The organism is Lysobacter sp. N42, assembly GCF_004344885.1.
In genome coordinates this window covers 14,331-27,344 of sequence record NZ_SKFB01000019.1, presented here as the reverse complement: position 1 = coordinate 27,344, position 13,014 = coordinate 14,331, and the positions used below count along the sequence as shown (strand labels likewise).

Annotated in this window: 13 protein-coding genes; 10 read left to right on the top strand and 3 right to left on the bottom strand. The window is 68.4% G+C overall.

Annotated features, from left to right (window positions below):
* Positions 1 to 26 precede the first annotated feature (26 nt).
* Genes EYQ95_RS18440 through EYQ95_RS18420 form a run of 5 tightly spaced genes read left to right on the top strand, consistent with a single transcriptional unit; the run spans position 27 to position 2,854 of the window.
* Positions 27 to 815: a glycosyltransferase family A protein gene (locus tag EYQ95_RS18440; RefSeq protein WP_165924778.1), complete on the top strand. Its 789-nt coding sequence runs from the start codon at positions 27 to 29 to the stop codon at positions 813 to 815.
* Positions 815 to 1,189 (top strand): hypothetical protein, encoded by a 375-nt coding sequence (locus EYQ95_RS18435; protein ID WP_132329030.1) that lies wholly within the window; start codon positions 815 to 817, stop codon positions 1,187 to 1,189. The genes EYQ95_RS18440 and EYQ95_RS18435 overlap by 1 nt, the downstream gene beginning before the upstream one ends.
* Before the next feature lie 18 nt (positions 1,190 to 1,207).
* A complete protein-coding gene (locus EYQ95_RS18430; protein ID WP_132329028.1) occupies positions 1,208 to 1,894 on the top strand; it encodes a glycosyltransferase family 2 protein in 687 nt (228 codons plus the stop codon).
* Positions 1,891 to 2,253 carry a DUF2304 domain-containing protein gene (locus EYQ95_RS18425; protein WP_165924777.1) on the top strand — a complete coding sequence of 121 codons (363 nt, stop codon included), beginning with the start codon at positions 1,891 to 1,893 and terminating at the stop codon, positions 2,251 to 2,253. The genes EYQ95_RS18430 and EYQ95_RS18425 overlap by 4 nt, the downstream gene beginning before the upstream one ends.
* Before the next feature lie 7 nt (positions 2,254 to 2,260).
* A complete protein-coding gene (locus tag EYQ95_RS18420) occupies positions 2,261 to 2,854 on the top strand; it encodes a bifunctional 2-polyprenyl-6-hydroxyphenol methylase/3-demethylubiquinol 3-O-methyltransferase UbiG (RefSeq protein ID WP_132329026.1) in 594 nt (197 codons plus the stop codon).
* A 9-nt stretch (positions 2,855 to 2,863) separates the two neighbouring features.
* On the opposite strand, the gene galE is transcribed toward EYQ95_RS18420, so the two are convergent.
* The 3 genes from galE to EYQ95_RS18405 form a co-directional block, all read right to left on the bottom strand.
* Complete coding sequence (gene galE, locus EYQ95_RS18415; RefSeq protein WP_132329024.1) at positions 2,864 to 3,871, bottom strand: UDP-glucose 4-epimerase GalE; 1,008 nt, start codon at positions 3,869 to 3,871, stop codon at positions 2,864 to 2,866.
* Positions 3,872 to 3,876: 5 nt separating this feature from the next.
* Positions 3,877 to 4,815, bottom strand: a complete 939-nt coding sequence (locus tag EYQ95_RS18410; RefSeq protein WP_132329022.1) for an electron transfer flavoprotein subunit alpha/FixB family protein — start codon at positions 4,813 to 4,815, stop codon at positions 3,877 to 3,879.
* Positions 4,816 to 4,912: 97 nt separating this feature from the next.
* A complete protein-coding gene (locus EYQ95_RS18405; RefSeq protein ID WP_132329020.1) occupies positions 4,913 to 5,665 on the bottom strand; it encodes an electron transfer flavoprotein subunit beta/FixA family protein in 753 nt (250 codons plus the stop codon).
* A 133-nt stretch (positions 5,666 to 5,798) separates the two neighbouring features.
* Here EYQ95_RS18405 and EYQ95_RS18400 point away from each other — a divergent pair, with 133 nt between their 5' ends.
* From EYQ95_RS18400 to EYQ95_RS18380, 5 genes are all read left to right on the top strand, one after another.
* Complete coding sequence (locus EYQ95_RS18400; RefSeq protein WP_132329018.1) at positions 5,799 to 7,214, top strand: mannose-1-phosphate guanylyltransferase/mannose-6-phosphate isomerase; 1,416 nt, start codon at positions 5,799 to 5,801, stop codon at positions 7,212 to 7,214.
* Positions 7,215 to 7,409: 195 nt separating this feature from the next.
* Positions 7,410 to 8,117, top strand: coding sequence for a CoA transferase subunit A (locus EYQ95_RS18395; protein WP_132329016.1), 708 nt, complete (start codon positions 7,410 to 7,412; stop codon positions 8,115 to 8,117).
* Between the two features lie 61 nt (positions 8,118 to 8,178).
* Positions 8,179 to 8,808: a CoA transferase subunit B gene (locus tag EYQ95_RS18390; protein ID WP_132329014.1), complete on the top strand. Its 630-nt coding sequence runs from the start codon at positions 8,179 to 8,181 to the stop codon at positions 8,806 to 8,808.
* Positions 8,809 to 8,842: 34 nt separating this feature from the next.
* Positions 8,843 to 9,334, top strand: coding sequence for a hypothetical protein (locus tag EYQ95_RS18385; RefSeq protein WP_132329012.1), 492 nt, complete (start codon positions 8,843 to 8,845; stop codon positions 9,332 to 9,334).
* 152 nt (positions 9,335 to 9,486) lie between these two features.
* Positions 9,487 to 12,810, top strand: a complete 3,324-nt coding sequence (locus EYQ95_RS18380; protein WP_132329010.1) for an FG-GAP-like repeat-containing protein — start codon at positions 9,487 to 9,489, stop codon at positions 12,808 to 12,810.
* Positions 12,811 to 13,014: the final 204 nt, after the last annotated feature.

Here is a 13,014-nt window from a genome sequence, read left to right as displayed (position 1 = left end):
CCTGCGGCGGCAGGGGAACCGATGGCATGACGGATCTGCATAGTTTCGTGGTGCCGGCATACGGCCGTTCGCCCTACCTGGCGGCGTGCCTGGCCTCGCTTGCCGCACAGCAGGCGCCCAGCCCCATCGTCGTCGCGACGTCCACGCCGTTCGACGGAATCGAGGACCTGTGCCGGGCACACCGCGCGCGTCTCGTTGTACACGCGCCCAACCGCGGCATCGGCAACGACTGGAACCGCGCCCTCGACGCGGCCGACACTCCGCTGGTCACGATCGCCCATCAGGACGATACCTACCACCGGGGCTACTCGGCTGCCATGCTCGACGCCTACCGTGCGCGCCCGGGCGCGGCATTGTATTTCTGTGATGCCGAGGAAATCACGGAGGATGGCGACGCGCGTGCCGACGGGATGAACGCGCGCGTGAAGCGCATGCTCGTCGCAGCCGCATTCATCGGGCGACGGTCGGTCCATGGCCCTGTTGCACGCCGTCTGCTGCTCGGGCTCGGCAATTCGATCGTGTGCCCCGCGGTCACCCTCAACCGCGGGCTGGCGCCGGACTTCCGCTTCCGCGAGGACCTGCGGACCAACATGGACTGGCTGGCGTGGCTCGACCTGTCGGAACGAGGAGCGATTGCCCGCGTTCCCGGTCGCCTCATGGCGCATCGCGTTCACACCCGGAGCGAGACCGCACGTTGCCTGGATGACGGAAGCCGGCGCGCCGAGGACGCGCTCGTTTTCAACCGGCTGTGGCCGGCACCCGTGGCCAGCATACTCGGCCGCTTGTACAGCCGCTCGTACCAGGAATACATCTAGTGCCGCTGACCTATCTGCTGATTGCGACGACGACCATTTGCACCCTCGTCGCCCAGATGATCCTCAAGAAGGCCGTGAACATGCCGGCCATGAGGCTCGCGCTGGGTGAGGGGCCCGTGCCCTTCATCCTGGCCGCTGCGCTGCATCCCCTGGTATGGCTGGCGCTGTCCCTGCAGGTCCTGGGCTACGTCGTCTGGTTCTTCGTCCTCACGCGCGAGAAACTGGCGGTCTCGTTCGCGCTCAGCGGCGCGATGATCTACACGATCACGGCCCTCGCTGCCTGGTACTTCTACGGCGAGCGCCTGACCGCGCTGCAATGGACCGGGATTCTCATGATTTCGCTGGGCGTGATGTTTGTCGCTTACCAGCGGTAAAGAACAGGGAGCGGTGGGATGGACCATCTTGCCTCGCGGACCGCGGTCGTCATCGCCGCGTACAACGAAGCGGCCGTGATCGGAGACGTGGTGCGCGACGCGCGGCGCCTCTTCAGCACCGTGGTAGTCGTCGACGATGGCTCGCGAGACAGTACTGCCGGGGATGCCTTCGCTGCCGGTGCGACCGTGCTCGTTCATCCGATCAACCTGGGCCAGGGCGCAGCCCTGCAGACGGGTATCGCCTATGCCTGTCGCGAAGGGTACGAGTACATCGTGACGTTCGACGCCGACGGGCAGCACAGGCCCGAGGATGCTGTCGCCATGGTGCATGCCCTGCAGGACAGCGGTGCGCAGGTTGCGCTCGGCAGCCGCTTCCTCGGTGCTGCGGAATCGATACCGGCAGCCCGTCGCTGGCTGCTCCGGGCTGCGACCGTCTTTACGCGCCTCACCACGGGCCTCCGCGTCACCGACGCACACAACGGCCTGCGCGCGCTCAGGGCGGATGCGGCGGCGCGCATACGCATCCGGCAGAACCGCATGGCGCACGCCTCGGAGATACTCGAGGAGATCGCAAGGCACGGACTGCGTTATGTCGAAGTTCCGGTCGTGGTGCGGTACACGGAATACTCGATGGCCAAGGGGCAGTCCGGTTTCGGTGCATTCAACATCGTGCTCGACCTCTTCCTCGCGAGGCTGCGCAAGTGATCCGTTACGTACTCACCGTTTTCGCGCTACTGGTCATCGCCTACGGTCTGCGCGAGTGGCGGCGTTCACGCCCCGTCGGCCTTTCGCTGATCCTCATCAGCCTTGTGGGGACGTTCTTCGTGTGGTTCCCGGAGATGGCCGATCGCTTCGCCGCGATCGCGGGCGTGGGTCGGGGTGCAGACCTGGTCCTCTACTGCTATAGCGCGACCAGCTTCGTCATGCTGCTCAATCTTGCTCTCAAGCAGCGGGAGCTGCACCGGTCGATCACCGACTTGGCGCGATCGATTTCCCTCGCGAACCCGCGGGTTCCCGGACAGGCCGGGCCTGGCGACGACAAGCGCTGCGGGCCAGCGGATTGAGGATCACATGGCGACCGAATTCGACGACCGCTACACCCGCTACCAGTCTGAGCGCAGTGCGCTGCGCAAGTGGGTGCGGCAGATCTACCTGCGCCGAGCGGCGCAGCAGCTCAGCGGGCCCACGCTCGACTTTGGCTGTGGCGTCGGGGAGCTGCTGGGCTGGCTCCCGCAGGGATCGCTCGGCCTGGAGTACAACCGCGCCACTGTGGAGCACTGCCGCGCCAAGGGCCTGCCTGTGGAGTTCTACGACGGCTGCGCCGACGAGTGGAGCCTTTCGCTGTTCGATCCGGCGGTGCGCTTCGAATCGATGGTGATCAGCCACGTGCTCGAGCACCTCGATGCGCCGGCCGACATCCTGCGCAAACTCCTCGTTGCGGGCGAGCGGCTGGGCGTCCGCAACGTCCTCGTCATCGTCCCCGGGCGTGCGGGGTTCCGGATTGACCCGACGCACCGGGTGTACGTCGACGAATCCATGGTGCGTGACATCGTCCATGCGCCATGGCGAGTCGAGCGTGCCTTCCGCTTCCCTTTCGACTGGGACCGCGTAGGGGACGTCTTCGTCTACAACGAACTGCACGTGCGTATCACGCGCGGCGGCTGAATCGGCGGATCAGTCGCGGGCTGCGCGGCGCGACTGCCAGCGCCAGGCATCCTCGCACATGCGCTCGATGCCGAGCCGGGCGCGCCAGCCCAGCAGTTCGAATGCCCGCGAGGCGTCGGCATAGCAGGCGGCAACATCGCCTGACCGCCTCGGTACCAGCTTGCGCGGGATCGTTCGGCCGCAGGCCCGTTCGAAGGCAGTGATCACGTCCAGCACGCTGTAGCCGCGCCCCGTCCCCAGGTTCACGGTGAGGCAGCGCTGTTCGCGTACCAGGTACTCCAGCGCCTCCGAATGGGCGCGGGCCAGGTCCACCACATGGATGTAGTCGCGTACGCCGGTGCCGTCTGGGGTGGGGTAATCGCCGCCGAAGACCTGCACCTCGCTGCGTTCGCCCGCCGCGACCTGCGCGACGTAGGGCATCAGATTGTTGGGTACTCCGGACGGCTCCTCGCCCAGCAACCCGGACGGGTGCGCACCGGCGGGGTTGAAGTAGCGCAGCGTCGCCGCACGGAACGTGCGCCTTTGCGACGCGATGTCCGCAATGATGTCCTCGGTCATGAGCTTGGTGCGCGCGTACGGGTTGGTACCCCGGCGCGGTGCCGTCTCGTCAACCGGACAATGCTCCGGGTCGCCGTAAACGGTTGCGGAGGAACTGAAGACCAGGAGGTCGACCGATGCCTCCTGCATCGCATGCAAGAGCGCGAGCGAGCCGCCGACGTTGTTGTCGTAGTAGGCCAACGGCTTTTCCCAGGACTCCGCGACCGCCTTCAGGGCGGCGAAGTGAAGTACGCCTTCGATGCCCTGACCACGGAGCACTGCAAGCATCGCATCGCGGTCGCGCACGTCGCCCATGATGAACCGCGGGCGTCGTCCCGCCACCGCCGCGATGCGCTCGACGACATCGGCGCGACTGTTGGCGAGATTGTCGACAATCGTCACTTCGTGGCCACGGGCCAGGAGATCGGCGCAGGCGTGCGAACCGATGAACCCGGTGCCTCCCGTGACGAGAAGGCGCATCGTCGTCAGAGCGCAGCCTCGAGTTCCGGCAGGATCTGGAACAGATCCCCCACCAACCCGATGTCCGCGATCTCGAAGATCGCCGAATCCGGGTCCTTGTTGATCGCGACGATCGTACCGGCGTCCTTGATGCCGGTCAGGTGCTGGATCGCGCCGGAGATGCCGACGGCGATGTAGAGCTCGGGCGCGATGATCTTGCCGGTCTGGCCGACCTGCATCTCGTTCGGGCAGTAGCCGGCGTCGACCGCCGCGCGCGAGGCGCCGACGGCGGCGCCGAGCTTGTCGGCGAGGTCGTAGATCACCTTGAAGTTCTCGGCCGAGCCCACGCCGCGGCCGCCGGAAACCACGCGGCGGGCGGACTGCAGGTCCGGGCGGTCGCTGGAGCCGGCGGCGAGGCCGACGAAGCGCGTGTGCGTGGGCAGCACGGCCTCGACCGTGAGCGCCTCCACCGGCGCGCTGCCACCGCGTGCGGCTTCGGCGAAGGACGCGGTGCGGATCGTGGCCACGACCGGACGGTCCTGCGGCGCCTCGACGGTGACGATGGCGTTGCCGGCGTAGATGGGGCGCTTGAAGACGTGCGTGCCCTCGACCGCCATCACGTCGGAGACCTGCGGGGCGTCGAGCAGCGCGGCGATGCAGGGCATCAGGTCCTTGCCGAACGTGGTGCTCGGGCCGAAGACGTGGCTGTAGGCGGCGGCGATGCCGGCCACCTGGGGGGCGAGCACCTGCGCGATCGCCTGCGCGTTCGCCGGATTGGCGATCGTCAGCACGCGGGTGACGCCGGCGAGCGTGGCGGCCTCGGCGGCGACGGCCTCGGGGGCGTCGGCCAGCACCAGCAGGTCGATGGCCTCGGGCGAGAGCGCCTGCGCGGCGGTCACGCACTTGGCGGTGGAGGCATTGAGGTGGCCGCCGAGGTGTTCGGCGACGATCAGGACCTTCGACATCGTTGGATCCTCGTTTCTTGCGGGGTTCCCGCACGGCCGACGCTGGCGTCTCGCAGTGCGGAAGTCGCTGGGTCCCCGCCTGCGCGGGGACGACGTATTACAGCAGGCCGCGCTGCTTGAGCGTGGCGACGAGCTCGGCCGCGTCCTTGACCATGATGCCGCGCGAGCGCTTGGCCGGCGGCGCGTAGGACGTGGTCCTGAGCCCCGCGCCGGACTCGACGCCCAGATCGGCGAACGCGAGCGTCTCCAGCGGCTTGCTCTTGGCCTTCATGATGTCGGGCAGCTTGATGAAGCGCGGCTCGTTGAGGCGCAGGTCGGTGGTGACGACGGCGGGCAGGTCCACTTCCAGCGTTTCCAGGCCGGCGTCCACCTCGCGCACCACGGTGGCCTTGCCGTCGGCTACGTCCACCTTGGAGGCGAAGGTCGCCTGCGGACGGCCCCACAGCGTGGCCAGCATCTGGCCGGTCTGGTTGGCGTCGTCGTCGATGGCCTGCTTGCCGAGGATGACGATGTCGGGTTGCTCGCGCTCGACCAGCTTGAGCAGCGTGCGTGCGGCGGTCAGCGGCTGCACCTCGGCGCCCGCGTCGACGACCACGTGGATGGCGCGGTTGGCGCCCATCGCGAGGCCATTGCGCAGGTGCGCCTGGGCATCGGCCGGGGCGATGGTGGCGACGATCACTTCGCTCGCCACGCCCTTGTCGCGCAGGCGCAGGGCTTCTTCCAGCGCGATCTCGTCGAACGGATTGGGCGAGAGCTTGACGCCCTCGGTGACGACGCCGGTGCCGTCGGGCTTGACCTGGATGCGGACGTTGTAGTCCACCACGCGCTTGTAGGCGACGAGGATCTTCATCGGATGGGGCTTCCGTGAGCGGCGCGCCTCGCGCGCCCGGGAACCGCGGATTTTAGCCCACGGCGGCCCGTTCGCGGCGGCGGGCCGGCGCCGGGGCGGTATCCTGTTCGGCCCCGACCTCGCGGACGATCCGATGCTGTATCCCGTGGTGCTCAGCGGCGGCAGCGGTACGCGGCTGTGGCCGCTCTCGCGCCAGAACCAGCCCAAGCAGTTCCTCGCGCTCATGGGCGACCACTCGCTCTACCAGGAGACCGTGCTGCGCGCGAGCCGGCTGCCCGGTGCGGCCGCGCCCGTTACCGTCTGTGCCGACGACCACCGCTTCATGGTCGGCGAGCAGCTCCAGGCCGTGGGCATCGCCAGTGGGGGCATCCTGCTCGAGCCCGCGGCGCGCAACACGGCACCGGCGATCGCGCTGGCGGCGCTGCACCTGGTCGCCCGCGGCCCCGACGCGCTCATGCTCGTGCTGCCGGCGGACCACCTGATCGAGGACGAGGCCGCCTTCCGCGACGCGGTGGCGCACGCCGTGGGACTGGCCGCGGACGGTTGGCTGGTCACCTTCGGCATCCGTCCCGACTACGCCGAAACCGGCTACGGCTACATCCTCGGCGGCGCGCCGCTGCGTGATGGCGCGGGCTTCGCCGTCGAGCGCTTCGTCGAAAAGCCCGACCGGCCCACGGCGGAGAGCTATCTCGCGCACGGGGGCTACTCCTGGAACTCCGGCATGTTCCTGTTCCGCGCGTCGCGCTACCTCGAGGAGCTGGAGCGCCATGCGCCAGCCATCGCGCAGGCCGCGCGCCAGGCCTACGGCGATGCGCGGCGCGACCTCGACTTCGTGCGCATCGACGCGGCCGCGTTCGCCGCCAGCCCGAGCGACTCCATCGACTACGCGGTCATGGAGAAGACCGATCGCGCCGCCGTCGTGCCGGTGAGCTGCGGCTGGAGCGACATCGGCTCCTGGTCGGCGCTGTGGGCGGTGGCCGGGCGCGATGCGGACGACAACCGCATCGACGGCGACGTCATCGCGGTGGACAGCCGCCGCAATCTCGTGCGCGCGGCCGAGCACCGGATGATCGCGACACTCGGCGTCGAGGACCTGGTGATCGTCGACACGCCGGACGCCACCCTGGTCGCCCGCAAGGAGCGCGTGCAGGACGTGAAGGTGCTGGTGGACCGGCTCAAGGCCGCCGGACGCACCGAGCACCTGGTGCACCGCAAGGTCTACCGGCCGTGGGGCAGCTACGACTCCCTCGCCGTCGGCCCGCGCTTCCAGGTCAAGCGGATCGTGGTGAACCCCGGCGCGGCGCTCAGCCTGCAGCGCCACGCGCACCGCGCCGAGCACTGGGTCGTGGTGTCCGGCGTGGCCGAGGTCACCTGCGGCGAGCGCGTGTACGAGGTCGCCGAGAACGAGAGCACCTTCATCCCGCGCGGCGTCGTGCACCGCCTGCGCAACCGCGGGAAGACGCCGGTCGAGCTGATCGAGGTGCAGTCGGGCGGTTACCTGGGCGAGGACGACATCGAGCGGCTCGAGGACGTCTACGGGCGGTCCTGAGCGCGGCCGGCCGTTCCGCCGCGGGCCGAGGGCCCGCGCTCGCGCCGCCGCCGGGGTCGGTCCGTCCCTTCCGGCTTGCCACGTCCACGCGGCCCGGTGCGCCGCGGCCATCCACCCGGCGCATCGTCCGAACGTACGGTGCAGCGCAGCATGTGCGTCGCTAGAATCCGCCGGTCCCGAACACGGAGTGCCTGCATGGCCGCGCGCAGCAAGGTCTATCCCGACGCCAAGACGGCGCTCGCCGATCTGGTCGCCGACAACCAGACACTCGCCGTCGGCGGCTTCGGCCTCTGCGGCATTCCCGAGGCGCTGATCGCCGCGCTGCGCGACTCGGGCGTCAAGGGCCTGACCGCGATCTCCAACAACGCGGGCGTCGACGGCTTCGGCCTGGGCCTGCTGCTGGAGACGCGGCAGATCCGCAGGATGATTTCTTCCTACGTGGGCGAGAACAAGGAATTCGAGCGCCAGTTCCTCTCCGGCGAACTCGAGCTCGAGTTCAATCCCCAGGGCACGCTGGCCGAGCGCCTGCGCGCCGGTGGCGCGGGCATCCCGGCCTTCTTCACCCGCACCGGCTACGGCACCGTGGTGGCCGAGGGCAAGGAGACGCGCGAGTTCGACGGCCACATGTACGTCATGGAGACCGCGCTGCGCGCCGACGTCTCGCTGGTCAAGGCGTGGAAGGCCGACGAGGCGGGCAACCTCGTGTTCCGCAAGACCGCGCGCAACTTCAACCCGGCCTGCGCGATGGCGGGCAAGGTCTGCGTGGCCGAGGTCGAGGAGCTGGTGCCGATCGGCGCCATCGACCCCGACCACGTGCACCTGCCGGGCATCTACGTCGACCGCATCGTCGTGAACGCTTCGCCCGAGAAGCGCATCGAGCAGCGCACGGTCCGCGCGGCCTGAGCCGTCGTCCCACCGCCTACTGAATCTACCGGCGGGCAACGCCGCCGAACGGAGAAACGACATGCCCTGGACCCGCGACGAGATGGCGCAGCGCGCCGCCCGCGAACTCACCGACGGCGCCTACGTCAACCTCGGCATCGGCCTGCCGACGCTGGTGGCCAACCACATTCCCGACGGCATGCACGTCTGGCTGCAGAGCGAGAACGGCCTGCTGGGCATCGGCCCGTTCCCGACCGAAGACGAGGTCGATGCCGACCTCATCAACGCCGGCAAGCAGACGGTGACCGCCATCCCCGGCGCGAGCTTCTTCGGCAGCCACGACTCCTTCGCGATGATCCGCGGCGGCCACATCGACCTCGCCATCCTCGGCGCCATGCAGGTGACCGACAGGGGCGACCTCGCCAACTGGATGGTGCCCGGCAAGATGGTCAAGGGCATGGGCGGGGCGATGGACCTGGTGGCCGGGGTCAAGCGCGTGGTCGTGCTGATGGAGCACACCGCCAAGAACGGTGAGCACAAGATCCTGCCCGAGTGCACGCTGCCGCTGACCGGCGTGGGTGTGGTCGACCGGATCATCACGGACCTGGCGGTGATGGACGTCACGGAGCAGGGGCTGAGGCTGGTGGAGCTGGCGCCGGGGGTCACGGCGGACGAGCTTGCCGCCCGCACCGGCTGCATAATCGCGCACTGACCGCATCATGCCTCGCCCCACGCTGGAGATCTCGATGAAGCTGCGCAATGCCGTGTTCGGTACACTCATCTGTGTGTTCGCACTCGCAGGCTGCGGTTCGGACGACCAGCAGGTGGTCGCGCCACAGACCGACGCGGCCCGAGACAGTGACGACGAGTTCTTCTCCGATCCCCGCAAGGATCCGGCAGGCGCGGTCCCGGCCACGGTGCCTGCGGATGCCCTGAAGCTCGGCACTGCCGTTGGCCCGAACGGCGCGGTCGCCCAGCCCACCAACACCTTTGCGGTTTCGGACACCGTCCATGTGTCCTTCGTGATGCGCGGTCAGCCCCCCGGGGCGCCCGTTACGGTCTTCTGGACCTACCAGGACGGCCGAACCCACCATGAGGAGCGCACCAAGCTGCCCGCCGGTGGGGATTTCGCCCACTACCGGTTCTCGCAGGCCAATGGCATGAAGCCGGGTAGCTACAACGTCGAGGTCCAGGTCCGCAACCGACCGATCGGGATTGCCGACTTCGTGGTTCGCTGACCAGGACGCCCGCCGCAGCCGTGCGTGCCGCCGGTACGCGGATGAACTGGCGGCAACTACCTTGCGTGGTGCCGTGCAGTTGCGACGTGTGGCATTGAATTCACCATCCCTTGACGAGAAGATGCCCCCAGTTCTGACCTCCGGGGGCCACCATGACGGCACGTCTTTCCCTGCTGCTGCTCGCGGCGGCGCTGGCAATGGCCGGCTGTTCGGGGGGTGGACCCTCCGATCAGGCCCCCTCTGCGACTGCCGCGGAAGCGCCAGGGCCGGCCGCGGCCGTCCCCCGGCCGTCCTCGGCATCGATCCTCGATGCGCAGTCGTCGCGCCGGTTCGCAGCGGTGCCCGACCGCGGGAGCCTCGTCGCCTATCCCAAGGCACGGGTCGTTCGCCGCGACGGGGCATATACCTGGCATCGCGCCGACCTCAGCGAGTCCCACGCCCGTGCCGCCATAGGCGGAGTCTTGTCTTTTACCAGCCCTGCCGGAGAGCACCTCCAGTTTCGATACGAGCGGCATGTCGAGCATGCCTCCGGTGACTGGACCTGGATCGGCTCCGTGGTGGGCGCGGCTGCCAACGAGGCCATCATCACCTTCGGCCCGAAGGCGGCCTTTGGCTCGATCGCGCAGCCCGGCAGGGAGGCGTTGCGCCTGACGATCCGCGACGGCGTGGCGTGGCTGGTCGAAACCGATCCGCGGCGCATTGCGCTCATCGACAGCGCCGCGACGCGTCCTGCGGAGCCCGACTTCCTGATCCCGCCACAGATCGCACCGCGTGCCATGGGCGCTCCGGCCGAACGCGTTGGGACGCCGGGTGCCGCGGCGGCGTCAGCCGAGGCGGCCACGGTGACATCGACCGGTCAGGTCGATCTGCTGCTCGGGTACACACCGGGGTTCGTCAGCTACTACGGTGGCGAGTCGCAGGCCGTGACCCGCCTCAACAACATGGTGGACATCACCAACGAGGCTTACGTCAACAGCCAGATGGACACGCGCGTCCGCCTCGTCAAGACGCTGGTGGTCAACTACACCGACGCGAATGCCAACGACACGGCGCTGGAGGAGCTTACTGGCTTCAAGGCGCCAAGCACGCAGACCACGCCCAATCCGGCCTTCAATGCACTGCGTGCCGCCAGGGACCAGTACGGCGCTGACCTGGTATCGCTCGTGCGGCGATTCAACACGCCCGAGAACGAAGGATGTGGTATCGCCTGGATGATCGGGGGCGGACGTCGGGGCAGCATCAGCGCCAGCAGCGAGTACTTCGGCTATTCGGTGGTTGCCGATGGCCGTGATGCGGGTACCGACGGCAAGACGTATTTCTGTCGCGACGAGACGTTGGCGCACGAGATCGGGCACAACCTGGGCTCGGCGCACGACCGCGATACCGCTGACGGCGACGACAACGTGCTGCAGAGCAACGAGTACGGCGTCTTCGAGTACTCGTTCGGCTACAAGACGACCGCCGCCGCCGGAAACTTCTACACGGTGATGGCTTATGGCGACTCGGGGCAAACGCGTTACCGCGTGTTCTCGAATCCACGCATCAGCTACTGTGGCGGGATCGCCTGCGGCGTCCCAAACTCCGCGGACAACGCGCAGAGCATCACGAAGACGTTCGCGTCCGTGGCGGCATTCCGCGCCGCCGTCGCGCCGGCTCCGACGCCTGACCCGTCCCGTGCCATGCGCGACGTCAATCTGGACGGACGCTCGGACATCGTTCTGCACAACGTGAACTCGGGTGAGTTGTATTCCTGGTTCATGAATGGCGCCGCGATCGCCGACGGGCAGGGCAACGCGTACCTTCCCATTGGTCATACCGCGATCGGGTCGGGCGACTTCGACGGCGACGGCCGCCTGGACGTCGTGTCCGCGAGCAGCGCCGACGTGCGCATTTCGTTCGGTCAGTCCAATTCGTTCCGCGCCACCCAGGTGGTCGCCAGTCGCCCGCCAGGTGTATGGGCGTTTGCGGGCGCCACCGACGTCAACGGGGACGGCCGCACCGACATGATCTGGCATCACCGCGGATCCGGCGAGCTCTACTACTGGCTGATGGACGGCGCGAGCATCGTCGGCGGCAATGGCAATGCCTTCCTGCCGATCGGCCATACGGCGATCGCGACCGCCGATTTCGATGGGGACGGCCGGGGTGACGTGTTGTCGGCGAACGCGTTCGACGTGCGCATCTCCTTCGCACGCCCGAACGGTGTCTACACGGCGCCCAACATCGTGGGCAACCGGCCGGCAGCCGGCTGGGCCTTCGCGGGGGCGGGTGACGTCACCGGCGACCGCCTCGCCGACATCGTCTGGCACAACGTCAACAGTGGCGAACTGTCCTACTGGGTCATGAACGGTTCCGCGGTCGCCAGTACCCAAGGCGGCAGCTTCCTACCCGCCGGATTCGAGGTCGTAACGCTGGGGGATTTCAATGGCGATGGTCGCGCCGACGTCGTGGCGACATCCGCAACCGAGACGCGGGTATCGCTTGCCCAGACGGCTGCTGGATTCGGCAGTGCCGCGCTCATCAATCCCAGGCCGTTCGCCGGCTGGAAGTTCGTCGACGACGTGGAGCGTAACCGCGGCATGCCGTTGAACGACGTCGACGCCGATGGGCGCTCCGACGTCATCTGGCACAACGTCGACTCGGGCGAGTTGTACTACTGGCTCCTCAATGGCAGCGCCGTGACCTACGAGCGCGGTGCAACGTTCCTTCCCCCCGGTTACACGAGCATCGGCACCGCGGACCTCAATACCGATGGTCGTGCGGACATCGTTTCCACGAACGGTGCCGAGATCCGGGTGTCACTGGCGTTGCCTGCCGGTGGCTACGGCCCTGCCACGGTCGTCGCCAACCGGCCGCCGTCGAGCTGGGCCTTCGGTGGAGTGGCCGACATCGATGCCGACGGTCGCGGCGACATCCTGTGGCACAACACGGTATCCGGCGAGCTGTATTACTGGCTGATGAGCGGAGCGAGCATCGTCGGCGGGCAAGGTGGTGCATTCGTCCCCATCGGCCACCAGGTCATCGGGATGGGTGACTTCAACGGCGACGGGCAGGCCGACGCCCTTTCCGCGAACGCAGCGGAGGTACGCGTCTCGCTGGCGCTCGCGAGCGGAAGCTTCGGCCCGTCGACGGCGGTCGCGGCGCGACCGGCCGGAAGTTGGGTCTTTGCCGGCGTGGCGGACATCAATGCCGACACGCGCAGCGACGTGCTGTGGCATAACGGGAACTCTGGCGAGCTGTACTACTGGACGATGAACGGCGCCGTCGCCACAGCGGGGCCGAGCGGTGCGGCGATTCCGGTCGGTCATGCGGTGCTCGCGCTGGGCGACTTCAACCGCGACGGGCGTGCCGACGTGCTGTCGGGCAGTGCCGCGGACGTGCGTGTCTCGCTCGCGCAGCAGAACGGGTCCTTCGGCACTCACACGGTCGTGCGTGTGCGCCCGCCGTCGACGTGGCGGTTCGTGGCGCCGCGCTGATCGTCCGACCGGAAAGACAGAAGGGCGCGCTGGACGGCGCGCCCTTCTCTTCATGCGGGTGCCGCAGGTCCACGGGCGCTGTCAGCGCTGCGGCGTCGACACGGTGACTCCGCACTCAGCGCCTTACTGCAGGTGCAGGGCCATCTACGGCCCATCACCGGCTGCGACCCGAGTGGTCGGCCGCACTGAAGCGGTTTGCAGCCG